General features: G+C 57.0%; 14 protein-coding genes. 4 read left to right on the top strand and 10 right to left on the bottom strand.

What is annotated here, in order from left to right:
- The first annotated feature begins 33 nt into the window (after positions 1-33).
- The 3 genes from KSY55_RS01955 (at position 34) to upp (ending at position 2,852) form a co-directional block, all read left to right on the top strand.
- Positions 34-1,131, top strand: a complete 1,098-nt coding sequence (locus tag KSY55_RS01955) for an NUDIX hydrolase (RefSeq protein ID WP_033524229.1) — start codon at positions 34-36, stop codon at positions 1,129-1,131.
- A 1-nt stretch (position 1,132) separates the two neighbouring features.
- Complete coding sequence (locus KSY55_RS01960) at positions 1,133-1,876, top strand: hypothetical protein (RefSeq protein WP_217749489.1); 744 nt, start codon at positions 1,133-1,135, stop codon at positions 1,874-1,876.
- Positions 1,877-2,210: 334 nt separating this feature from the next.
- Positions 2,211-2,852, top strand: coding sequence for a uracil phosphoribosyltransferase (gene upp, locus KSY55_RS01965; protein WP_004220320.1), 642 nt, complete (start codon positions 2,211-2,213; stop codon positions 2,850-2,852).
- A gap of 113 nt (positions 2,853-2,965) precedes the next feature.
- On the opposite strand, the gene KSY55_RS01970 is transcribed toward upp, so the two are convergent.
- From KSY55_RS01970 to KSY55_RS02000, 7 genes are all read right to left on the bottom strand, one after another.
- A complete protein-coding gene (locus KSY55_RS01970; RefSeq protein WP_217749463.1) occupies positions 2,966-4,036 on the bottom strand; it encodes a glycerophosphodiester phosphodiesterase family protein in 1,071 nt (356 codons plus the stop codon).
- Between the two features lie 598 nt (positions 4,037-4,634).
- On the bottom strand, positions 4,635-8,048 hold the full coding sequence (locus KSY55_RS01975; protein WP_254881821.1) for a family 43 glycosylhydrolase: 3,414 nt from the start codon (positions 8,046-8,048) through the stop codon (positions 4,635-4,637).
- Positions 8,049-8,157: 109 nt separating this feature from the next.
- Positions 8,158-13,740 carry a beta-L-arabinobiosidase HypBA2 gene (gene hypBA2 / locus KSY55_RS01980; RefSeq protein ID WP_217749464.1) on the bottom strand — a complete coding sequence of 1,861 codons (5,583 nt, stop codon included), beginning with the start codon at positions 13,738-13,740 and terminating at the stop codon, positions 8,158-8,160.
- 406 nt (positions 13,741-14,146) lie between these two features.
- The gene (locus KSY55_RS01985; protein ID WP_117675773.1) at positions 14,147-16,120 is read right to left on the bottom strand and encodes a glycoside hydrolase family 127 protein; all 1,974 of its coding nucleotides are present in this window, start codon (positions 16,118-16,120) and stop codon (positions 14,147-14,149) included.
- A gap of 130 nt (positions 16,121-16,250) precedes the next feature.
- Positions 16,251-17,069 (bottom strand): carbohydrate ABC transporter permease, encoded by an 819-nt coding sequence (locus KSY55_RS01990; protein WP_003836777.1) that lies wholly within the window; start codon positions 17,067-17,069, stop codon positions 16,251-16,253.
- A 19-nt stretch (positions 17,070-17,088) separates the two neighbouring features.
- A complete protein-coding gene (locus KSY55_RS01995; protein ID WP_021913224.1) occupies positions 17,089-18,015 on the bottom strand; it encodes a carbohydrate ABC transporter permease in 927 nt (308 codons plus the stop codon).
- A 297-nt stretch (positions 18,016-18,312) separates the two neighbouring features.
- Positions 18,313-19,638: an ABC transporter substrate-binding protein gene (locus KSY55_RS02000; protein WP_022245673.1), complete on the bottom strand. Its 1,326-nt coding sequence runs from the start codon at positions 19,636-19,638 to the stop codon at positions 18,313-18,315.
- Between the two features lie 484 nt (positions 19,639-20,122).
- On the opposite strand from KSY55_RS02000, the gene KSY55_RS02005 reads away from it, so the two are divergent.
- Entirely contained in the window at positions 20,123-21,142 is a 1,020-nt protein-coding gene (locus tag KSY55_RS02005; RefSeq protein ID WP_065435409.1) for a LacI family DNA-binding transcriptional regulator, read from the top strand.
- A 2-nt stretch (positions 21,143-21,144) separates the two neighbouring features.
- On the opposite strand, the gene KSY55_RS02010 is transcribed toward KSY55_RS02005, so the two are convergent.
- The 3 genes from KSY55_RS02010 to KSY55_RS02020 form a co-directional block, all read right to left on the bottom strand.
- Complete coding sequence (locus KSY55_RS02010; RefSeq protein WP_254881822.1) at positions 21,145-23,001, bottom strand: AarF/ABC1/UbiB kinase family protein; 1,857 nt, start codon at positions 22,999-23,001, stop codon at positions 21,145-21,147.
- Between the two features lie 202 nt (positions 23,002-23,203).
- Positions 23,204-23,452, bottom strand: a complete 249-nt coding sequence (locus KSY55_RS02015; RefSeq protein ID WP_034880148.1) for a phasin family protein — start codon at positions 23,450-23,452, stop codon at positions 23,204-23,206.
- A 157-nt stretch (positions 23,453-23,609) separates the two neighbouring features.
- A complete protein-coding gene (locus KSY55_RS02020; RefSeq protein WP_022245670.1) occupies positions 23,610-24,368 on the bottom strand; it encodes a type 1 glutamine amidotransferase in 759 nt (252 codons plus the stop codon).
- Between the last annotated feature and the right edge of the window lie 47 nt (positions 24,369-24,415).

A 24,415-nucleotide genomic window follows, 5' to 3' on the forward strand; every position in this document is an offset into this window, starting at 1 on the left:
ATCATGGGGGAAACCCGTGCCCAACCACTTACAATGAAAGATATGAGCGAGAGCATGAGACGTGTCGTAGAAGCCGCCGGGGGCATTGTATGGCGGTGGAAAACCGGTAGCGAAATCGCGGAAAATCCAGCAATCGCAGCGCAGAAAACTCCAAAGGAACAACTCAACAGCATTGAAGTGTGCATCGTGCATCGACCAAAGTACGATGACTGGAGCTGGCCGAAAGGCAAACTCGAGCAGGGCGAATCGCATCGTCATGCCGCAGTGCGAGAAATCGGCGAGGAGACAGGCGTTTCCATCGCACTCGGCCCGTATCTGTGCGAAGTCGAATATCCACTGTCCGAAGAAGGCAAGAAAACCCGGCATTCACACGATCGCGCCGTCGACACCAAGCACACGTTGTATTGGATGGCGCAACCGATTTCCGGAGATGATGCGGAACATCTGCTTGACGCATTCGGCCCCGTGCATCGCGCGGATGTAGGCGAAATCAACGATATCGTGTGGGTTTCCGTACGTGAAGCACGTAAAATCCTCACGCATTCCACCGATAAAGACACCCTCGCCATTTTTGTGGACCGCGTACAGGAGGGTGCCGCGACCGCGCAGAATCTGATGATCGTGCGTCATGCCAAGGCCGAATCGCGCAAATCCTGGAAAGGCACCGACGCGAACCGGCCGATCACTCCGAAAGGCGCGGCCGCGGCATTCGCACTCAACCGCGAACTCGCCTGCTACAACCCAACCCGCCTCGCAACCTCACCATGGCTGCGCTGCCAGGAAACACTGCAGGTGCTTAGCTGGCAGACCGAACGCCCGATGGAACACATCGACGCGCTCACGGAAGACGCCTTCGCCGAGCACCCGACCATCGCATGGCTGGCGTTCCTCAAGCAGATCCAGCTCACGCTCGAGACCCGCGAAACCACGGCGATCTGCATGCACCGACCGGTTATCGGAGGCATGTTCGATCACTTGCGCGGACTATGCGCCCGCAAAGCGCTCTCCAAGCAGCTCATCGCCAAAACGCCGTTCATGCCTACCGGCACCGCCGTAGCGCTGTTTATAATCGATACGCCGCAAGGTCCCAGCATTATCGATATTCAAAAGGTTTCGCCCATTGTCTACTAGCATGCATTACGGTTCCGGATCGGTTGTACCAAGCCGTTCCGCCGGTTTCACCAACACCGGATCGCCGCGTCCGGCCCGCCCGGGGCAACTCGACCAGATGATGGCCGACAATATCGCGGGAGGTGCCGATCCGGCGCAAATCAACGAGATGAGCCACGCTTCGGCGGCCGCACTGTTGGACCGCGTGCATCATACGCAGGATGCCGAACTGGTGGAGCGCGTGCTCACGCTGGTGGACCGCGAGGGCGTTGACGTGATCGCCGAACTGTGGAGCAGCGCCGAGCCGGATTCGCTGCCGGGCATTCTGTGGCGGCTGTATCTGCTGCGCACGTGGATGCGGAAGAATCGCGAGTCGATCGCGCGGTTGTGGCGCGCTGGAGAGCCGGTTGCCACTACCGCCTCGGCGATTGCCGGCGTCGATCAGGCGCCCACGGAAGATGACATTGCGCATATTGCCGATTCGATTCTCGCAGGCGCGTTCACCGGCGATTTTGCGGTTGCGCTGGAACGTGCGGCCGCGTTCACCGACGTGGTTGCGTTGGGATTGCGCATCGAGGCACGCAATATGATCGCACGATTGAAAGCTGCGGAAGGTTCCGATAGCGGCGATTCCGGCATTTCCGCCATGGAAAAGCAGGTACGTACGAAATCGTCCCGTTTGATGCACACGGCCGGCAATCTGTTCGTCACGGCCAAGGATTTTCGCCATGGGGCGAATCTGTGGCGTCGCGGAAAACTGGAGTAACGCGTTCCGTGCCTGTCCCCTGCACCTGCCTCTGCACCCACCTCTGTACCGCTACCGGAAGTGTTTTACGGCGCTCGCACCATCAATTCGCGACACGACGTAACGTACGGTCTGCAGCATCTGTAGAATAGGAACTCGCGCCGGGCCATGCATAGCCCCGGGCTCCATTTTTTGCCGCTGCGAGCGGCCTTTGCGCCGACAGGCGCTTTCGTGGTTCGGCGCTTTCCCTCTTCTTAAGTTTCGTTGCTTTTTTCATACGATTTTCAGTTTCTTTCTTGGCTCCTTTCCCAGTTCCCGCGCTTTTCCTCGCGATTATGGACTACGCTTAGAAGACATGGATATTCATGTTTTGAACCACCCGCTGGTGGACCACAAGCTCACCGTTCTTCGCGACAAGAACACCCCGTCCTCCACGTTCCGCGAGCTCGTTTCCGAACTCGTGATGCTTGAGGCCTACGAGGCCACCCGCGACGTCGAAGTCGTGGACAAGCCGATCGAGACCCCCGTCGCTCCGATGGTAGGCAAGCACATCGCTTCCCCGGCGCCGATCATTGTGCCTGTGCTGCGCGCTGGCCTGGGCATGCTTGACGGCATGACCAAGATGATCCCGTCCGCTGAGGTCGGCTTCCTTGGCATGAAGCGCGACGAGGAGAACCCAACCCAGCAGATCACGTACGCGAACCGTCTGCCCGACGATCTGAGCGGCCGTCAGTGCTTCCTGATCGACCCGATGCTCGCCACTGGCGGCACGCTGGTCGCAGCAACACATTACCTGGCCGAGCGCGGCGCAAAGGATGTTACCGCCGTGTGCATTCTGGGCGCTCCGGAAGGCCTGAAGTTCGTTGAGGAGAACCTCGACCCATCCATTAAGTTCAAGCTGGTGCTGTGCGCCGTCGACGAGAAGCTCAACGACAAGTGCTACATCGTGCCAGGCTTGGGCGATGCCGGCGACCGTCTATATGGCGTGATCGACTGACCGCATCAGAGCTCAACCGAATCAACCCAATCAGTCAATCAAGTAAATCGAATAAAAACGGCCTGCCACAACGCAAATCATGCGGCGGCAGGCCGAAATCATATGTAAAACCTCTACTGCTCGTCGGGGACGAACGCCTCGAAAATATGATGGTCGAACCAGTCATCGCACTGGGCGAGCTCGTCGCGGCTGCGCACCGTCCACGACACGGGAACGGCACCCATGAAACGAGCCAACCGTACCTGCGGACTGTTGCCGCCATGCCAATCGTAGGCGACGAAATCAGGGCGGGAAATCCAGTCGAAAATCAGCGCACCGGCCGCATATTCCTTGGCGAGCGCAGCAGGATCAGACGGCTTCTCCTCCCCCTGCGGCCACCAGGAAAGCTGGCCACGGCACACTTCCGGACGGTTCTCCTTATACCAGTTGACGGCTGCCGGATTGAACGATTCGATCACATACGCGCCGGAATAGGCCTGCAGCAGCGCGTCGCCCTTTTCCATGAGCTCGACATCGCGCGAACCCCACTTGGAATTGTCGTCGAACTTGTATTCGACGATCAGCGGCACACGGCCCGCCACTACCTTGAGCACGTCGGCGAACAGTGGCACATGCTGGAAATACCCTTCCGGAGCGCTGTCAGGTGTGGTGACCAGCGGCGGATTTTCAAGCGAACCCGGCAACGGCGCTGCCACAGCGGCACCGGGGGCGTCGGTCGGGAACAGCGGGATGCGGGTCAGCTCATCGTACGTGAGATCGGCGATACGGCGTGGATCTCCGGCGACGCGCATCAGATCGCCGTCATGCACCACCACGATTTCGCCGTCGGCGGTCATCTGCAGGTCAAGCTCGATGCCATAGCCGGCTTCGCAAGCCGCTGCGAATGCCGCAAGCGAGTTCTCCGGAGCGATCGCACCAGTCACGCTGGGGCTGCCATAGCCGGCCTTCATGGCCATGCGACGTGCCAGCGCCACATACTCGCCGCTCTCGTTGGCATACTGCGCGGTCAGACCGGAACCCGCGTCATGCAGGCCACGATGCGCGTACCACACGTCGGGAATGGACGGCACATAATTGCGGCGCTTATCGGAGAAGGTACGCGGCGCGATCGCCCACACTGCGGCGCCTGCAGCGACTGCGCTGCCGAGCAGCGCCTTGTTGACGAATGATTTGGACATGGGCATCCTCCCTTACGCGGCCGCTCGCGCATTCTCTCGCGTTGGTTCTCACCGTTCGCGGCCATCGAATCTGTCTCTTCTGAGATTAGCCCATAAATCACAAAAACGGCGACCACCTACGCGATCCGCGATCGTATGTCGCCGTCTCAAGCCACCAACAGCCGAGCCATATCTCGACTATATATGGCAGATTTTGAGTCTCGTCACGAGGCATCTCACTTATATATGGCAGACTGGAGTCAGAAAACATGCGTTTTCATACCCCCTATATGGCTTTTTAGCGAAGTCTTCTGCCATATATAGGCGAGATGCTTCCTGACAGACCCGCAAATCTGCCATACATAGGCGAGTTATGAGCAAAATGGGGTCCGATGACGTCCGAGTTCACACAAACGTAGGGGTCGGACTCCAAAGGTCGGCGGCTGAATACGTGTGCTTGATCGTAGGCTTGGCCACTGAGCCGTGAAGAGGAAAGCCCAGTGGGTTTTCCTCAGGCGAAGTGAGCGGCTTGCCGCGAAGACCGCGTAGCGGTACCTTGAGTGCGTCGAGCACACATATTCAGTCCAGAGGCCGAGGCTGAGAACTTACCACTTTTATGTTGGATTCAGTTACGCAGCTTGCCCCGCTTGGCTACGAAGATGCAGCACCCCGCCGTGGCCAGCACCGTCATGGCAATGACGATTGCCGTAGTAGCGACGCCTGTAGAGCTTAGCTTCTTCTTACGTTGAGACTGAGATTGCTGCGATGATTGCGGTTTCGCAGAAGGCTCAGCATTATTACCGTCCTGCTTGCCGTTGTTATCGATATCCGGAGTCGGCTTTGGAGTTGGCGTTGGTTCCGGCTCGGGCTCAGGCGTCGGATCGGGGGTCGGGTCCGGAGTCGGTTCAGGTGCATGAACCTGCCATTCGGCGGCAGCCGGCGATGCACTGCCGGATTGAATCACCATGCGCAGCTTAGTGGTCTTCACCGCGTCAGTCCAGGTTGCCTCGCTCCATCCGCCGTTATCGGTACCGTAAGCGCCGGGAGCATTGGTGACCAATGTATATGTGGCATCGGGAATATCCACAAACGCATTCGTTTCAGCATCCCAATACTGCAGTTTCCACGACGCCGGCATTCCCAAGCCCCCTCCATCGGAGGTGAATTGCACACGGCTGGAATCGATGGTGACTTCGCGATCCCATTCGTAGTCGAGCTTCATTTCACCGGTATTCGGCCACGTACCCCAAATGCAGGCGTTATCAACCGTGCAATCGCCCGGAATGGTTTTGCCGTCGTTAAGCGCGGCAACACCAGCTGTCCAAGAAGACGCTTTTTTGTCCACGTCAGTAGCAACGGCATCTTGCTCGATATAGCCGGCCAACGGCACCGACGTATCGGATGGAATATCTTTGACGCCCGCAGCCGACATATTGCCAGCAATGTCCGAAGCCCGATAGCTCACCGTTTCGCGCTTCGACGAAGAAGCAGTAATCGCCGCGCCTTCTTCATATTGCTGCCATTCGCCGTTTCCAACCCGGTATTCCACCGTTTTCACACCGGATCCAGCACCATCTGAGGCGGTCAATGTCATAGTGCGGGAAGCCGTATCTACCGAGGCGGTTACCGTAGGAGCCGTAGCATCCACACGCGCTTCCGCAGCAGCGATTTCGCTCACATTGCCGGCCGCATCAGTGGCACGCGCACGCACACTCACTATACCCTCGCCAGTCACAGCCTTTACCGCAGTGTTCACATTCGTTCCGACGGTCACCCATGCGCCATCCCCGACCGCAAGTTCGAGTTCTGCGATCGGCGCAGCCGCATTGTCGGAAGCCGTAATAAGAGCGATCGGTGAAGTGACCAGCCAACCATCATTGCCAGCCGTGCCAGCCAATGCCACACGCACGGCAGGAGCAATGGTATCAGCCGGTTTTACGTAATCGTCGGAAACATGTACGGTCACGGCTACGTTGCCGGCTGTCAGATCATCAGCCTGCTGCTTGGTTTCAATGCCAGCAACCACACCTTGCACGGTGAACTCACCCACCTGCGCATACGAAGAAGCAGACACCGTGCGCCACAAAACCGGAGTTTCCACTGTTTCCGAGCCGTACGCGACTTTCACCGTGTTCGACAATTCCGGCGCGTCTCCGGTCTTGGCGTAGACGTCGGCTGGCTGTTCAGCCACAACTGCTCCCTGTTGCGCATATACTTCCCATTCAGGAACGCCGACGGAAGCATAGCCCCCGTCAACGGCTTGCGCGGTCATGTCAAGTTTGAGCGCAGTGGTGGTCACTGCGTCGAATGTCACTTCATTAGGCGCGTTCTTGCCTGTATCCACGCCGTATTCGCTGGAATTGGGCACGTCCTTCCAGGAACCGTCTGCGTCAAGATATTGCAGTTTCCATGAGGCAGGGGCACGCAATGCGTTCGCATCGGTATCGAACCAGACTTTCGATCCATTCACACGTACAGCGCCATTCCACTGGTAGATCAGTGAATCGGAGGATTGTGTTTGTGGCATCTTTCGATAGTTCGTCCAATGGTTCGGCGGTACTACAGCAGTTTCCAGCACTCGCCCGTCGTTCACGGAACCCTTGTAGGCGGGTGTTTCGGTGTAGGTCGCATCCACTGACGCATAGGGGGCCACGTTGCGTGAGGGTTGCAACCGTTCGGCTTTGGTCGGATGCGAAACGGCGTTTATGCGCCCGCCATTCCACGTCACTTCATCGATGCAGACTGCACGGCGGAAGTCAGTACCACCAGTCTTGTCTCCAGTGTGGTAGGTGACCCACCATTTGCCGCCGAATCGTTGAATCGACGGATGCATGGTGGTGGACGATCCCGATTCGACGATTACGCCTTGGTACGTCCACGGCCCAAGAGGGCTTGCCGACGTGGAGTATTGCACGCACGCCTGATAGTTGGATTCCACGCAGGTCGCCACTCCCGACCCGGGTTTGCCACCGTCGTACACGTTGTAGTAGGTGTCTCCTTCACGGAACACCCATGCCGCCTCAAAGAAGCCTTTGGGCCCGTTGGCATAAGCGCCGCCGTTGTTGCCCAAGGTCAGCGACGCGTTCACTTGGTTCGCATAGTCGCTGCCAAGCACGTCTTTGCTGGCATCGTAGTCGGGTATGTTGGCGAGCGCGTCGGCGTCACGCATATTGTAGATTTTCGGCGCTCCGTCCGCCGTTCCGTCCATGGTTTCCACGGCAACATATGAGGTGCGGCCAGTGTTGGCGTCCCGCTGCATTTTTACGGCGAGTTCGCTGTTGAAGGTGCCGAAGTGCAGATATCCGGTACCGTCATTGTCCACGAAGAATGCGGGATCGATGGTTTCGATTTGCGTCTGCGTGGTAGTCAGCAACGGCGCTCCGATGGCGTCGACCCATGGTCCGAGGGGGCTTTTTGATTTGGCCACGCCGATGGAGAACGGGTCGGCTCCCGCGGCTGCGTTCTTGTCTTTGACTGGAACGTAGTAGTAAAACCAGTCGTCGGCCGTGTCTGCGGTGCCAGCATCGTCGACTACTACTTGTCCTGCGTAGGCTCCGTCGCCGGTTGCCCAGTCGAACAGGTCGGCTTTGGCGATGGTCTTGTAGTGCGTCCATTTGCCGGATTCCGGATTGTCGGTTACGTAGACGCCCCAGTCTTTCATATTGAAGGACCCGTAGGTTGGTTCGGCCTCGTCATGTCCGGTGAATACGAAGAGTTTGCCATCGTATTCAAGGGTGGATGCGTCTGCGGAATAGTAGTTTTGCGACAGGTCGTTGGGGGTATTGGTTCCTTCGTTCTGCCCGATGGGGTTGCGAAGGGTTGCCGGCAACGCACTGTTGTCGATTTGTGTGACGGTGACGTCGGGATTGCCGACCGGCAGATCGTTGTAGGCGTGTCCGGCGACGCTGGGCGCGGTACTTGCGTCGGCCGCGTTGGCTGTCTGCATGGTTGCGATTGCTCCCGTGCATAAGGTGGCTGCGGCTGCGATGCCTGCCACCAGCGTCTTCATCGACGCATGTGAGATGTGCGAAAAGCTCATGAATATTCCTGTTTTCACGATTGGATATTGAAAAGTCCTCTTACGGATTGCTTAGGTTACGTTGGTATTCCTCGTGCGATCCGTAAGAGGACTTGAGCAATTGCTAGCGCTAGTCGCGGTTGCGGCGCGTCAGCATGATGGCGGCTCCCGTCAGCAGGACGATCATTCCTACGACGGCGATGCCGATGACGTTGCTGCCGGTGCTGCTGATTGCGGCACTGACTTCAGACTTGGAAACCGGCTTGTTTCCAGGCTTGGCATTCGGCTTGGGGTCGGTCTTGTCGTCGTCCGGCTTCGGTGCTGGCTTGAGTTCAAGTCCGGCGATGGCCTCGGTCAGCTGCTTGACTGCGGCATCCGCATCAGCTTGGGTGGCGTTCTCATCGTTCAGCACCTTGGAGGCGGCATCCACTGCTTCAGCCAACTTCTTGGCGCTGGCTTCGGTGTAGAGGTCACCGCTGACGCCCTGTGCCTGGTCAAGAACCGTCTTCAACTCAGTGGTGTCGGCTTTCTTCACCAGTGTCTGCTGGGCTTCTTCAAGCTGCTTGATGGCCGCATCCACCTGATCCTGGGTGGCGCTCTCGTCCGCATACACCTTTTGAGCGTTACCCATGGCTTCGGAGAATGCCTTCCAGCTGTTCGGCGTGAAATTAGCTTGTTGCACGGAACCGGCTGCGTTGATGGCGGATTCGAGCCTGCTCTTGTCCACGCTTGGTTCCGGATCAGGGGTTGGATCCGGGTCAGGAGTCGGTTCTGGATCAGGAGTGCTTTCCGCAGCATGCACGCCCCACTCGGCAACCGCCAGACCGAAGGTGACGCCCTCGGCGGTCGGCGGATCAAGCACCAAGCGCAACGACGTGGTCTTCACCGGAGTGAACGTGGCCACGCTCCAGCCTTGAGCATCGTCAGAGGCACGTGAGGCCGGGGAATTACGCACGGTGGAGTATTGCGCATTCTCCACATCCTTCCATATACCATCAGAAGCCAAGTACTGAATCTTCCAGCTGTCCGGAACATCCAAACCACCCTTGGCATCATTACGCTCCGCGAAGTTGGCCCAGAACTGCACACGGCTGGAATCGACGGTGGCTTCCTTGCTCCAGGTGTACTGCGCGTACATGCCAGCAGAAGCTTGACCCCAGCTGCCCCACACGCGGCCATTCACATCGGCGTCATCATCAGACGGCCACGTATCGTCAACCAGCACACCATCGTTGAGCTTGCCGGAAGCCGGAGACCAGCTCGCCTCGGCACTCACCGTGGTGTCAATGGCCCTGCCTTCAATCCAACCAGTCAACGGAGTATCGGGCTCCGGCTTGGGATCCGGCGTCGGCTCAGGATCAGGATCGGCACCACCATTCGGATCGGCGACCACATGCACTGTAATCTTGGCCTGCGAGCTTGAACCCTCAGCCGTGCCGGACACCTCATAATCGCCGATGGTGTCCAACTTGACGCCGGCAACACTTGCCTCATCCCACATAACCGTGCGATCGTCAAGCATGCCGTTGGGGAATCGCACCGGAACCACAGACGGCAAAGCCACCGACTTGGAATTCTGGTACACCGTCTGTTCGATCGGCTGAGCCGCACCAGCAGTCTGAGACTGCGCGTCGGAACGCACGCCAATAGTGGCCTTGGTTCCAGCGAGCGCGCCAATAACCGTTCCGGAAACCGCAAACTCGCTATCGGAAGCAAGCTGATCGTCAGTGATGGCATCCCACGCAACACTCAAGTCACGACGGGAACCGTCCGTATAGCTGGCACTCACCGTCTTCGGCAGATTCACATCGGCAGCCTTGCTGCCAGTCTGCACCATACGATTCACGCCATCCACGCTCACCGGATCAAGCGCATACGCCTCAAATTCGGTAGCACCAACAATGGCACCCTTCGGGAACAGCACACGCAACTTGTTCGTCTCCACCGTTTCGGCAAAACGAACCTCATTGCCTTCACCCTGCATCGTGGTATAAGACTGGCCGGCGGCAAGCTTCACATCCTGCCAATCGCCATTCTCATCCGCATACTGCAACTTCCACGACTTGACCATCGGCACACCGCCACCGTCAGTCCAGAAGAACAGCTTCGCCTTCTTCAACGGAACAGTGCCATCCCAGGCAAGCTGCAGCCACGGCTCGGTACCGGTATTGTCACCCCAATTATTCCAAGTCTCATTCGGAGTATTGGTATACAACACCTGACCGTCGATAACCTTCTTGGCATTGTCCTTCGCCTGATATGGATTGGTGAAGCTGGCGCTCGCAGTGGACTGTGAAGCCACATTCACCGTGCCGTCGGAAGGAATGCCGTGAACGGTGACTTCCTTGAAACCGGTCTTCTCACCGTCGAATGCGGTGAGTTTGAGCACATAGTCACCCTCACGGTTGAACGTGACCGTAGTGTTGGCAGCGGTTGCGTCGACGAACTTCGCTTCGCCGTTTTCAGGGCCAGACACCTGCTCCCATGTGGTGGTGAGCGTGTCAGACGGCAGGCCGTCGTCCTTCACCGTGCCCACCAGCTGCGCACCGGACGAGGTGCTGCTGGCAATGTAGGCGTCAACGCTTGGCGCCTGGTTCGTAGGTTCGCCTTCCGGCACAATGTCGGTTTCGTAGGCCTGAATCTCCTTCAAGCCAATGGCCTGACCTGCTTGCGGAGTGAAGGTGGCACGAATGGCTTTGGCCACGACCTTGGAGAACTGCACGCGGTTGTAGTTGGCTCCCGCGTAAGTAGGCGTACGCACCTGGTTCGGCAGGACATGCCATGCGCCGGCCTCATCCTGATATTCAAGCGTGTACACCGACGGCTCACTGTAGCCGGCAATCGTCTGGCTGGACGAGGTCTGGTAGAAGTACAAACGCACGTCGTCGATGTTCTGCACGCCGTTCTTGAACGTTACGGTCAGCGAATCCTTGGCGTTCTTGGATCCCTTGGTGCCCCAGAAGGATTCCATCACGTTCTTGCCGTCCACTGCATTGGTTGCCGGGTAGCCCTTGGTTTCGTAAGTGGCTTCCACATCGGCGTCCTTGGCCACGTTGGCCTGGCTCTTGGACGCTTCGTCCACGTTCTGTCCGGACTGCGCGAAGATCTGCGTAACCCTGCTGTTCGATGCGTAGGTCACTTCGTTGGCGTTCGGCATGGTGGCGGTGGTCGCGCCGGTGATCACCGCTCCGGAATCATCGGCAACCTCAACGGTTCCACTGGCCGGATCGTAGATGAGGTGGGCGAGCTTATCGGAGGTGAACACGGCGTTGCCGTCCACATACAGGGTGTATCCCTTCGGAGCGTTGTAGGCGCCGTCGTTGTTCCATACGATCGACAGATCCTGCCCGTGGTAGCTCAGGTTGTTGACGGTGAAGTGGTTCCAACCGGGAATCTCGATCGGATTGAGTTCAATCTTGTTGTCTTCACGCGGAACCATACCTGCCACGTCTTCCACAATCGTCCAGTTGGTGGTGCCAAGCTGGGTGTGGTGAATCCAGGAACGGTAGGTGATCTTTCCACCGTTCTTGCTGGCGTCGGCGTTCTTCTCCGGAATCGTGCTTCCTGCGGAATTATTATCCATATTCCAGAATTCGTTCTGGTCCGGATACTGGTTGTCGCCTCCCTGATAATGCGAGAACGCCACCCAATACAGCAGTTTCTTGAACGATTCGTTCGTGATATATCCGTTGTCTGCAGCATTATAATCACGGATTCCCGCAGAATAGATTTGCAGCAGCGGAGTTGCATTGATAATGGAGAAATTGTTTGATCCTGGGAAATTCAGCGCCTTCTTGTCTGCCTGATTCGCGGTGAAGAACGGGAAAATCGGGAATTCGTCGGCATCTTCGAACAAGCGCAACGCACTATCGTAATCATCATTGCCGATCGGCATCAGACCTTCGGAATACGGATAGTAGTTGTTGAGTTCCTTGTATTTCGCGAATTGACCGTCGTTCAGCCACTTGTGCAGCAGCAGTTTGCTGTCGGAATCCCACAGGTTGCCGAGCACATCCTGCTTGATGGCGTCGGCGATCTGCTGCATTTCAGCGGCTTTTTCGGTGTCTCCGGCAGCCTTGTATGCTTGCGCGGCGGCATTGGCGTTGGCCCACATGTTGGCGGAACCGTCGGCACGGTCCATACGCTGGCCGGAACGACCGGGTTCGGAGAACGACACCGCGTCGGCATCGTTGCCGGTCATGGACCACCACGACCAGTCGATCAGCTTGTTGCCGTTGCTATTCTGGTTGTCGTTGCTGTCTGGCTCGCTTTGCGAATTGAGCAGACCTTTGACATCTTCGGAACCGTAATCACCCAACGCTTCAGCCAATGATGACGGGCCGCCGTGCACCTTGTAGGAGTCCCAACCGGCCTTGGTGATGTACTGCGTGTAGCTGTGGTTCCAATTGGCTGGATCGCCCGGATTGTCGTGGTAGTAGTAATACCCGGACTGGCCTTTCTTAGCTGTCTGCCCGGCCGACACCCAAGTGCCGTACGAGTATTCGGCGTTACGGAACCACTTGGTGTCGTTGATGAACATGCCGGATGTCAGCACGATCTGGTTGTTGTATCCGAGCACGCCTTCGATGGAGGTCGGATACTGGAACGTATTGCCCGGCATATTGGCGTCCAACATGTTGAAACGGCTCAGCCACCAGCGGTAGAACACAGTTTTGTCGATATTGTGCTCCTGGGTTTCCACGTAAGGAATGTTATCGACCCACCACTGGTTGTAGGTGGTCACGGAATCCTTGTAGGAAGCGGCCGGATCGGTGAGATCGCCGTTGAATCGGGCTTCGTATTCCGCGGTGGAGTCCGGCAACTCGTTGGCGATCAGGCCAAGCTGCAGCTTGGTGGTTTGTGGCACGTTCGCTTCCAAGGTGAGGGTGGAAGCGAGTTTGCCGTCCTTTACGGTGAAACCGTTGCCGGAGAACCGTGGATAGATGGTGGTCAGATCGTTCTTCACATTGAAGCGACCGGTCAGTTCAGTGTCGCCGTCATTGCCGTCTTGTGCGAATGGCGAGGCTGCTGTCAGCGTTACGTCACCGCCGGTGGTGCTGGTGATGGTGAAATTCGCGACCATCACATTGGTGTAGGTGATGTACTTGACTTCGGTGACGGTAATGGTCTTGTCGCCGTTGGTGAATTCCGTGGTGAAGTAGCTTGGCGTCTGCTTGCGCTTGTCGGTGTTCTCGCGCAGGGTCTGCTTGGAACCGCCAATGCTTACCTCAACGGTAAAGCCGTCGTTGCCGGTCTGATCCCAGTATGCGACATCTCCTACGAAACCAAGTGCTTCCGGCGTATGCGTGTACATGAATGCGGCACGGCCACGTGAGAACAGGTATTCGTTCTTGTCTGCGCCCGCATAGTTGTAGTCGCCAGCATCGTTGGTGCCGGTACCGTTTGGTGCGGTGCCTGTGCGCGTCAGCATCTTGTCGATCCAGAAGTCGTGTGCGGTGTCGGTTCCGGCACCGTTGGCAACATCCGCATCGAACACCTGCTTGAGGTAGCTTGTCGAGGGATCGAAAGCGACGCCGGTGCCCGGAATCGGGTCGGCGGCCCCCTTGAAACTCGGATACCCCATGGCAGAGTTCGGATTGGCCAGCGCGTCATTGGCGTATGCGGTCGTCACACCGCCAGACAACAGTGTGGCCACTGCCGTCAGCACGCCCAATGACGTGACAATCCCTTTCTTCCTTGTTGATGGTGTCATCAATTCCTCCTACATGGACCATCGTTGGCCCTTGGTTGCCAAGGCTCGTTCCCTGGCATCCAACTTTCTTTCTGTAGGAATGAGAGTCGTGCGATGGACATGAGATTGGAGCGTCCACCGACATTTCAAGAATACATGACGCGAATACGGTTTCGCAAATTTTCTTTCAGTTTTCTCCAATGCTTTTCTAAGTGAACTGCCATACGATGGCTTTTATGCGAAAAGGAAAGTTTTCGCATTTCCCGTCTTATACTAGGGGCTATGACAAAACCGGCCACCCCATAAGGGGCAGCCGGTCTCTCATTCCAGTCAGCGCGGCGCATTCGGCTCCAATCGATCACGCCGCGCTCACCCGCTTCCCGGCACCATGGCACCCATAGCGCCGGGTAGCAAGTCTTTCTTTTGTTTAGCTGCGCAACCACACGTTCATTTGGCCGAGTTCGCGGTTGGCCCATGCGTAGTAGGGCACCAGCTTGAGCGACGTCCGCTCATCTGAGGCGTCACGCTGAGCGGACATGTACAACGGGGCGTCCACGGCATCCGCAGCCTCACGAACGGCAGGCAACGTCACCGCGTCAACACCTCCAAGCAAATCACTCTCGAAAGTAACCGTGGCATCCGCAGCATCCACGCCATCAGCAAGACGGTACGTCCACAGATCGCCGGCATTATCGGCTTGCTCCGCGCAATAGACGAGCGGACCTCGCATCACCGCAACACGACCTGCATCGCAACGCACATGAGAGTTGGCACGCACCAATCGCACTGCCATATCAAGATCCAGCACCACATGCAATGCAGTTCCCGGAGCAACTGCGAAATATACGAAACCGTTTTCCGGAGCCGTCTTCACAGCAACACCATCGCATGTCAGCGCATAGGAATCAGCCGACCATGTGGGAATACGCACGCCGAAACGTACCGAATCAGCCGCCTCAGCGGGCAATTCCAGCATGTACTCAATATGACCGTTCCACGGAAAATCGGAACGCTGCTCCACATGCAACCCGGAATCAAAACTTGCCTGATTCGCAATGAACTGGTGAGCGAGCACCGTGCGACCGCCGTCACGTTCGGTATACACATAACGGTCCACCGACGCGATCAATCGCGCGACATTAGCTGGGCAGCATGCGCAGCCAAACCAATCGACACGATGCGAAAGCACATGATGCCGATCCGGATTGTCCAAACCGTCCGGCGAAGTCTCCAACGCATTCACATAGTAATACTGCTTGCCATCAAGGCTGATGCCCGCGATGGCACCATTGAACAGCTCACGCTCAAGCACGTCGGCATATTCACCATTCGGTTCCAACAGAAGCATTTGGCGGGCAAACATGCTCATCGCCACAGAAGCGCACGTTTCGCCATACATGGTGTCGTTCGGCAGATCGTAATCGTACGTGAACGACTCCCCCACATGTGTGGAACCGATCGCACCCGTTACATACATGCGTTTCGACACGATGTTGTTCCAAAAACGATGCGCCGCATCCAGCAAGCCCTGATCGCCGGTAATACGCGCCACATGTGCGATTCCAGTGCATAAATAGGCCACGCGCACAGCATGGCCGTCAGCGGTCTGCTGCTCGCGCACCGGCTGCGCGGCTTGGAAGTACGTGGGCTTGTAGAATCCCAGATCCCGGAAAATGTAGTCGTTGTCGACAGCGGCGATCTGCTTGGCGTAGAACTGCGGATCCTGACCACGCACGTCGATGAGATACCGCGCCAGATTCAGATAGCGCTCCTCACCGGTCGCATCATACAGCTTCGCCAACGCCAATTCGATTTCCGGATGCCCATCAGCACCGTGGATCTTGCCGTCCTCCGGGCCGAAATTGGCATCGATGCAATCCGCCATACGGCACGCCACGTCAAGCGCCTGCTGGTTACCGGTCACCTCATGATAGGCGACAGCAGCCTCAATGTAGTGGCCCATGACATACATTTCATGGCTTTGCTGAATCAGTGTGAAACGCTCACGATGCGCCCATTCACCGGTTTTGATTTGGTACGGAGTGTCCAAATATCCGTCCGATTGTTGCGCACGTGCGATGAGGTCGACGGTTTTATCGCACAGTTCCCGCAATTGCGGATCAGGATGATACGACAGTGCGTAAGCCGCTTCCTCCAACCACTTATATATGTCGGAATCCTGGAAGACCATGCCATGAAATTCACCGGCCTCATCACCGGCTGCGATACGCAGATTCTCCACGGCATGACTTTTATTATCGGCAAGCTGATTGCCAGCCGGATCATCCGGAACTTCAGTGGCAATCTCATCATTCATCACACCCCACTGATAGGGAATGACGGATTCAACGATCTGGTCGCGACGCTGCTTCCAGAAAGGAGAAGTAATAGTTACATTCATGATATTTCCTTAAGATTAAGGACTTCGCCAGCCCTTGACGGCTCTTGGCTACTCCGCCTTCGGTTCTGCTCAGGCCGGAGCCTGGAAACAGTCCACTGGGCTGTCTCCCAAGGGCTGACATCGCCAGGTGTCAGCCCTTGACTGCTCCAGCCATAAACCCTTTGACGTAGTACTTCTGGAGGGCTAGGAAGAGGATGGCTGCGGGGATCATCAGAATCACGACGCCAGCTTCGGTGGCACCGTAATCAATGACGCCCATAGTCTGCTGACGCATGTTCACCAAAGCGAGCGGCAGCGTGGCGTTCGACGAACTCGACAGGTACAGCGGAATCATGAAATTGTTCCAAGCCTCAAGGAAAGCAAGCAGACCGACAGTGACCATCGACGGCTTGACGACCGGCACCAGAATCTTAATCAGCGACTGCAGGGAGTTGCAGCCATCGACCATGGCGGCCTCTTCCATATCCTTCGGAATCGCATCGAAAGCATTACGCATGATGAACGTGCTCATCGGCAGCTGGAACAAGGTAATAACCAAACCGACACCCAGCAAGGAATCGTTCAGACCAATATCCTTGTACCACACCATCAGCGGAATCAGCAGAGACGCATACGGTACCATCAAAATGGACAGCGTCACCATGAATCCGAGATTGCGGCCCGGATAGTCGAAACGGGAGAACGAATAGCCTGCGAGCGTGCACACCACCACGGAGAACACCACGGCGACCAACGTCACCACCACCGAGTTGAACAGGTACTTCGGCAGGCCTTCCTGGTAGCCGAACAACGTCAGATAGTTGTTCACACCCCAGCCCTTGGATTGTGCGGAACCAGGCTGCGGACTGAACGAGCAGACCACCACCCAGATCAGCGGCGAAATGAAGACCAGAGCCAGCAGACCTTCGAGAATATAGACGATTACGCGCTTCCACAATGGAGTAGTCATGTGAGTTCCCTCCCCTTGCTCACTTGGTGTTGTCGCGCATACCGCGCATCTGGATGGAATTGATCACTACGAGGGCCGCAAGCACGATCAGCGACAGTGCGGCCGCCATGCCCAGATCCTTCTTGGAATCGAATGCGAAGTTGTAGATGAGCTGCACCACGGTCATGGTGGAATTGTTCGGACCGCCCTTGGTCAGAATGAAGAACTGGTCGAACGCGAGGATGGAACCGGTGACGCAGTAGATCAGACACATCACGATGGTCGGCTTCATCAGCGGCAGGGTGATGGAACGGAAAATGCGCCACGTGCCAGCACCGTCCATGCGCGCGGCCTCATACAGGTCGCCCGGAATGGCTTGCAGGCCGATCATCATGAGCAGCATGTAGTAGCCGGAGAAACGCCAGACGATCACAATAATGGTGGCCCACAGCGCGCTCTGGCCGGTGGCGAGCACGGAACCGCCCTCATCCATCAATCCGAAGAAGCTCAGGATCTTGGTGACGGGGCCCACCTGCGGGGAGTACAGCGCGTAGAACAGCAGCGAAGCGGAGGCGAGACCGGTTGCGGACGGCAGCAGGAAGCACGTGCGCAGCATATTGTTCCACTTGGTGCTTTCCTGCACGATCAGCGCCAGGCCAAGGCCGAGCACCAGCAGGAAAATCGTGACGATCACGGTGTATTCAAGTGTGAACAACACCGACTGTCCGAGCAGTTTATTTTCGAAAACCTTGACGAAATTCTCAGGGAAATTCCAACCACGGTTACCGCCCATCAACGACCAGCGGGAACCGGCCATGATGACGAGCAGCACGATTGGCACGAAGAACAGCATGATGATCATCAGCCAATCAGGCAGCGCATACAGCAGGCCACGACGGGTTGCCTCCGCCTTGGCCTTGGAACGATGCGTCTTCACTGGCGCAGCGTTCTTGGAAACAGTAGTCATATTCCCTCCTTGGAACACTTTTGGCGACTCTCTCTTGAATCGTTCGGGGTTTTCGACATAAATGGCCAAGCGATTGGATATGCGTTTGGAAGTGCGATTCCGTCTCGTGCGGCCGTTGAAATCCGCCATGAAGACCGACATTGTTTTTGAAGTATTGTCGATCTCCATGGCAGACCACAACTGTGGTCTGTCGATTTTTGTTTTCGATATTCAATTATTCGATATTCAGTTGTTCTTAAGTTATGTAAATCGGGGAAAGGAGAAAAAGGAGGAGAAGTTTGTTTTCAGTGGCTCACCTCACTGACCCAGCACGTCGGTGATGGCCTGGTTGTCGGCCTTGAGATCGCCATCGCCCCAGACTGCGTTCTGGATGAGCAGCTGCCACGGGGAACCGGCTGCGTTGAAGGCCTCATTGAAAGCTGCGGACTTCGGGGTCTGGCCATTGCCGTCGATGATTACGGAGTTGATGGTCTGGACGCGAGGATCGGCATCGTCGTAGGCGGTCTTCAGGGTCTGGATGTTGGATGCGGTGTCGCCGTTGGCTGCGAAGACTTCCTTCTGGGCGTCATCGCTCATGAGCCATGCGAGGAAGTTCCAAGCCTGAGCGACGTGCTTGCAGTCCTTGGAGATGCCCATGGCATCGCCGCCGAGGAACGTGGAGGTCTTGCCTTCCTTGGTGCCCGGGATCGGGGTGACACCGACTTCGAAGCCACCGTCCTTCTCAGCTTCGAACAGTGCGGTGGAGGAGGTGTTCGGATACGGCATCACACCGATGTTGCCGTTGGCGAACGGAGCGGTCCAGGTGGCACCGGTTTCTTCCTTGGAACCTGCGCCCAAGCCGTTGGTGGTGTTGGCGAGTTCCTTGTAGGCGTCGAGCACGGCCTTCATGGAATCGTTGTCGAGGGTGGCTTCGGTGCCATCTGCGTTCATCACGGATTCGCCGTCAGCCCACACGGACGGGAACAGGTCGAACACGAGAGCGCCACCGGACTGGCCGGCCAAGTAGGAGCCTGCCACGCCGTCCTTGTTGAGGGCCGCGACCGCCTTGGCCTGCTCAACGAACTCGTCGATGCTGCTCGGACCCTTCTCCGGGTCAAGACCTGCTTCCTTGTACAGATTCTTGTTCCATACCATCACGGAAACGTCGGTGATGAACGGCAGCGTGTATTCCTTGCCATCCACGGTACCGGCTTCAATGTGGCCCTGCTGCAGGTCGGACTTGTTGTCGAGTCCGTCGATCTGCTTGGTGATGTCGGTGAAGATGCCTTCAGAAGCCCAGTACGGAATACGCACCACGTCACCGGCGAGAATGTCCGGAAGGGAATCGGTCTGGGAAGCACCACCAACCTTGCCTTCCATATCGTCGTTCGGAATGATTTCCAGCTTGACCTGGTTCTTGTGGGAGGCGTTGTAGGCCTTCACCGCGTTCTTGGCCTGACGCTCCAGCGGAGAACGGGTCCACAGAGTGATCTCAGTGCCGTCATCAGTGCCGGCTGCCGGAATATCGGCCGGAGCCGCGGATCCACCACTGCTGGAACCACCGCCGCATGCAGCCATCGGAATAAGCAACGCGGTTGCCGCGATGCCGGCAATAACGCGAGTGACCTTGTTGAAAGACACCATGTCTACTTCTTTCTCTATGTATCGCTCAGCTTTGAGCCATCCGGCGGGCCTTCCGCCGTCTGCCTTCACGATTTCCGGTTGTTCTCCTTCGATTGAACCGTAGTGCGAAAGCCTTTTCTCAGTATATGGTTTTTTCCAGATTTTGCAAAATCGCTTTCGCACATCAGAATGCAAAGGTATTCATGTCGATAAAACCGTTATAAATAAACGATTCTTAGCATTTTAAGAATCGTTTATGACAGCAAAAAATGACGTGAGATGCAGAAAATGCGAAAGAAAAATGTGTTCATTTTCGCAAATGCGAAAGTTTCGCAATTTGCAAGTGAAATGTCAGCAATCGGCTATATAAAGCCGTTTTGTCCACTTTTTGACACAATGCGAAAACTTTCGCAGTTTTGTCGTATAATATTACGCAATACAAGGGCGGCGAAGCGCATCGACGCGCAGCCAACGTTTTCGTCACACCGTAAAAAAGGGGAACATCATGGCAACTGCAGATACTCACTCAACAGCAAGGCTTGAAGATGTAGCAGCGCTGGCCAACGTGTCTTTGGCAACGGCTTCAAAGGCGCTGCATGGCAAACCGCGCGTCAGTGAAGACACCCGCGAGCGCGTGATGGAGGCAGCGCGGCAACTCAACTATTCCCCGAACAAGCTGGCGCAATCGTTGGCAAGCGGCAGAAGCGGAACCATCGGTTTGGTCACTTCCGATCTGCAAGGCCGTTTCTCCACGCCTATTCTTATTGGCGCCGAAAACGAGCTGCGCGCACAATCGACATCGGTACTACTCGCCAATGCTCGCGGTGACGATGCGCTGGAACGCAGCCATGTAGAGAAACTGCTGTCGCTGAAAGTGGACGGCCTGCTGATTGTGCAGTGCGAGACGAATCCGCGCCCGTCGCTGGGGCGTGATTGGGGCGTGCCGCTGGTGTATGTGTATGGTCCTTCCACCGACACCAACGATTGTTCGGTGACGTGTGACAATGTGGACGCCGGGCGCATGGCCGTGAATCATTTGATTTCGTGCGGACGCAACCGTATCGCCATTATTGGCGGCGATGAAACGTATACGGCCTCCACCGACCGCACCAAGGGCGCGTTGGAAGCGTTGGCCGAGGTTGGTTTGGAACCGGCTGGCCCGATTCGCTATGGCCGTTGGGACGAGAATTGGGGGCGTGCCGCCACCAGACTGCTGCTCGACCAAGGCGTGAAGTTCGACGCCGTGGTATGCCAGAGCGATCAGCTGGCACGAGGATGCATTGACGCGTTGAAGTCGCAGCATCTACGCATTCCTGAGGATGTGGCGGTGATCGGCCACGATAATTGGGACGTGCTCACCAAGAGCTCCCGCCCGCCGCTGACCAGCATCGACAATGAAACGGAACTCATCGGCCGCAAAGCCGCCCGCTACCTGATGGACGCCATCAACGGCCAGCCCCACCACGGCACGGAATATCTCCCCTGCCGCCTCATCCAACGCGAATCCACCCTCCCCCTAGCCTAGCGTCATCGTTTTTTGTTGGAACGTCCCTTGAAGTAAATGTCGAACACGATCCAGACGGACAAAACGAACGCGATCACATAGCCGAGGAAACCAACGATCGGAATACCGAAAATCACCGGTTTGATGCCCGCATAGTACACAATCGACGAGCCGATGAACAATCCGACGACGATCAGCGCCATCGTAAGCCTGTTCACCATGTTGGCAAGCAGATGGATCGGTTCCTGCGAGCCGACCATCTCCATATTCACGCGCAACTGGCCGCGCGTAAGCATACGGGAGGCCACTTTCAGCTCATTGGCGGCAGCGAGCAGGCTGTGCAGCGCCTGATGACCTTCGATAACCAGCGATTTCGCCTCATCCTTGGCGAAATCCTTCTTCGACGTGCTTGCGGCGATATGGTCGGAGATGATCTGAATCATATTCACGTCTGGAATGAACTCGTCGAGCAGGCCTTCCAAAGTGACCAGCGCACGCCCGACCGTGGTGACGGTGCTCGGCACTTCAATGCCGTGTCGTTGCGCCATTTGCGTCAACGCGGTGAGCATGGCGGCGATATCCAGCTCGGCCAAATCCACTGTGCCGAATTCCTTGACGATCACATCCAAGTCGGCCAATAACGCCGGATAATCCTCCGGATCGGCCTCGGCACCGGCGAAACGCAGCAGACCGTCGGCAAGCGCGGGCGAATCCTGTTTGGCGACCGCGAAAATCATGTCTTTCAAGACGGAACGGGTTTTGGCATTAAGCCGGCCCGTCATGCCTAGGTCGAGCAGCACGATCTGCCCGCCGCGCACCATGATGTTGCCCGAGTGCGGATCCGCGTGGAAGAAGCCTTCGTCAAGCACTTGCGTGGCGTAATTGTCGACCAGTTTGGTGCCGATTTCCTTCAGATCGTAGCCCGCTTCGATGAGCTCATCAGGATGCGAGACGGAAATGCCTTCGACGTAGTCCATGACCACCACGTGTTCGGTGCACAGGTCGGAGTATGGCTTCGGGCAGTCCATGTATTTGTAGTGTTCGCAGAATCGTTTGAATTCCGCCAGATTTCGCGCTTCGATCATGAAGTCGGTTTCGGCTTCGAAGGTGTCCCACAGTTCTTCGACCACGCCGGAGAGATCGACCACTTGGGCGCTGGGCATGGTTTTGGCGGCTATTCGTGCGATGGTGCGCATGATGGACACATCCTGCGCCATGGTTTCGCGCACGCCCGGGCGTTGCACTTTGACGGCCACATCTTCTCCGGTAGTGAGTTTCGCACGATGCACTTGCGCGAGGCTTGCCGATCCGAGCGGTGTGGCGTCGATATGGTCGAAGATTTCGCCTGCCGGGCGTCCGTATTCGTCTTCCAGCACTTGCAGGACGGTGCCGTACGGCATGGGGTCGGCGTCGGCGCGCAGTTTGGCGAGTTCGTCGCAGAACGATTGGGGCAGGATTTCGGAGCGCATGGACAGGATCTGTCCGACTTTCACGAAAGTTGGGCCAAGCGCTTCGAACATGAGCCGCATTTTGACGGGGGTCAGGCCGTGCACAATGTCGAATTGGTTGACGATTTGCGCGATTTGCGCAAGTCGCTTCAGTTTGCCTCGACGAGTCAGGTGGTAGCGCTGCGAGAATGAGTCTTTACGCGGGCCGAACAGTCCGATGGTTTCGGATTGCGTAAAGGTTGCGTCGTTCTGCTTGCCTTGCGATTGCGGGATTCCCGTTTTTCCCGCGGATTTGGCTGCCGTTGCCGCAGCCGCGTCGGACGAGGGGTTCGCCGTCGGATTGATCACCGCGTTGACTCGGTCGGAAAGTGTGACCGGCTCCACGCTTTCGGGTCGGGCCGCATCCGGCTCGATCGGAGAATTCAAAGACATATCGCTGCTCGCAAACGTTGGTCGGATTACGATGAGTGGGATTCATGAGGAGACTTGCGTCCCGCGTATTTCATGCGATTCGCATGTTTCGCACGTTTCTTACGTTCCGCACACGGCCGTTCGCATGTTTCGCAAGTTCCGCATAACAAATCGCCGTCTGAACGTGATGCGACGAGCAGACGGCGATGTGAACGATTGAACGTTACTCGGCTTTGGCTTCAGGTTCGGCTTCCTTGGTTTCCTCTGCAGCCTTGGCTTCAGAGGATTCCTTGACCTCCGCGACCTTGTGCTTGAGTTCGGCGTTGAGGGCCTTGCCCTGTTCGACGGTCAGCTCGCCCTTCTTGACGAGATCGTCAACGATTTCCTGGCTCTTCTCAACCGTGGTCGCCAAAGCGCCAACGCCGGCGAGGAAGACCTTACGCAGGCCGTCACCAAAATCAAAATCAGCCATGATTACCTCCTTAGGTGATGGTGGTACCCACTCTATCGCATTTTCTTCACAAATAACGTCAACGAAACTAGTCAATCGTTACAATTCTGCGGAAGACTCGCTGCCGTATGCTCACAGCGTACGAAAACGCGAAAACTACGAAACAGCGCGAAAACAATCAGCGCGGTCGTGACATGGCCACGCGACGCGCGTTGCTGGCAATCGTGTTGATGCGATCAAGTTCCGCACGCTGCGCTTCCGTCTGCCCTGCAGCGGCCGGATCGAACGAACCATACCGGCGTTCTGCGGCGGTGCGGATCAGAAAATCGGCGATCGCGGGGTTTTTCGGCAGCAGCGAGCCGTGCATGTATGTGCCGATCACATTGTTGACGCGGGCGCCTTCCGTATGATCCTCGCCATTATTGCCGGTGCTATCCGCGTCGACGGTGCCGAGCGGCTGCACGCCTTCGCGCAGGAAGGTTTGGCCGGAATGGTTTTCGTAGCCGATGATGTCACCGAAATCGGCGGAATGCTCGGTCAGATTGCCGATCATGCGCACTTCCTGACCGACCGTGTACGCGCCGATCACGCCGATGCCGTCGAGTCGGGAACCATCCACCGTTTCGAAATATTCGCCGAACAGCTGGTACAGACCGCAAATCATGAGCATGGGGGTGCCGCCGGCGGCCAGCGATCGCAGCAGGTCGGCGCGTTTGAAGAAGTCGTCGATGATTTTCTTCTGGCCGGTGTCTTGGCCGCCGCCGCCCAGAATCATGTCGACGTGTTCGGGCCACGCGTCGCCCTGATTGTAGGCGTGCACGCGCGGCTCGTAGCCGTATAGGGCGAGACGGCGCTGGATGGTGAGCACGTTGCCGGAGTCGCCGTAAATGTTCATGTCTTTCGGATATAGCGACACGATGTCGATTACCTGGCTCATATCGTCTCCCTCATGCGGTTCATACGTTCTTCATGCGTTTTCATGCG

This window comes from Bifidobacterium sp. MSK.13.1, from assembly GCF_019131435.1.
Lineage (GTDB): Bacteria > Actinomycetota > Actinomycetes > Actinomycetales > Bifidobacteriaceae > Bifidobacterium > Bifidobacterium pseudocatenulatum.

What these genes read in the sequence shown, in the direction of transcription:
- KSY55_RS01955 (WP_033524229.1), top strand. Translation starts at nt 34, where the DNA reads ATGAAAGATATGAGCGAGAGCATGAGACGTGTCGTAGAAGCCGCCGGG.
- KSY55_RS01960 (WP_217749489.1), top strand. Translation starts at nt 1,133, where the DNA reads ATGCATTACGGTTCCGGATCGGTTGTACCAAGCCGTTCCGCCGGTTTC.
- upp (WP_004220320.1), top strand. Translation starts at nt 2,211, where the DNA reads ATGGATATTCATGTTTTGAACCACCCGCTGGTGGACCACAAGCTCACC.
- KSY55_RS01970 (WP_217749463.1), bottom strand. Translation starts at nt 4,036, where the DNA reads ATGCCCATGTCCAAATCATTCGTCAACAAGGCGCTGCTCGGCAGCGCA.
- KSY55_RS01975 (WP_254881821.1), bottom strand. Translation starts at nt 8,048, where the DNA reads ATGAGCTTTTCGCACATCTCACATGCGTCGATGAAGACGCTGGTGGCA.
- hypBA2 (WP_217749464.1), bottom strand. Translation starts at nt 13,740, where the DNA reads ATGACACCATCAACAAGGAAGAAAGGGATTGTCACGTCATTGGGCGTG.
- KSY55_RS01985 (WP_117675773.1), bottom strand. Translation starts at nt 16,120, where the DNA reads ATGAATGTAACTATTACTTCTCCTTTCTGGAAGCAGCGTCGCGACCAG.
- KSY55_RS01990 (WP_003836777.1), bottom strand. Translation starts at nt 17,069, where the DNA reads ATGACTACTCCATTGTGGAAGCGCGTAATCGTCTATATTCTCGAAGGT.
- KSY55_RS01995 (WP_021913224.1), bottom strand. Translation starts at nt 18,015, where the DNA reads ATGACTACTGTTTCCAAGAACGCTGCGCCAGTGAAGACGCATCGTTCC.
- KSY55_RS02000 (WP_022245673.1), bottom strand. Translation starts at nt 19,638, where the DNA reads ATGGTGTCTTTCAACAAGGTCACTCGCGTTATTGCCGGCATCGCGGCA.
- KSY55_RS02005 (WP_065435409.1), top strand. Translation starts at nt 20,123, where the DNA reads ATGGCAACTGCAGATACTCACTCAACAGCAAGGCTTGAAGATGTAGCA.
- KSY55_RS02010 (WP_254881822.1), bottom strand. Translation starts at nt 23,001, where the DNA reads ATGTCTTTGAATTCTCCGATCGAGCCGGATGCGGCCCGACCCGAAAGC.
- KSY55_RS02015 (WP_034880148.1), bottom strand. Translation starts at nt 23,452, where the DNA reads ATGGCTGATTTTGATTTTGGTGACGGCCTGCGTAAGGTCTTCCTCGCC.
- KSY55_RS02020 (WP_022245670.1), bottom strand. Translation starts at nt 24,368, where the DNA reads ATGAGCCAGGTAATCGACATCGTGTCGCTATATCCGAAAGACATGAAC.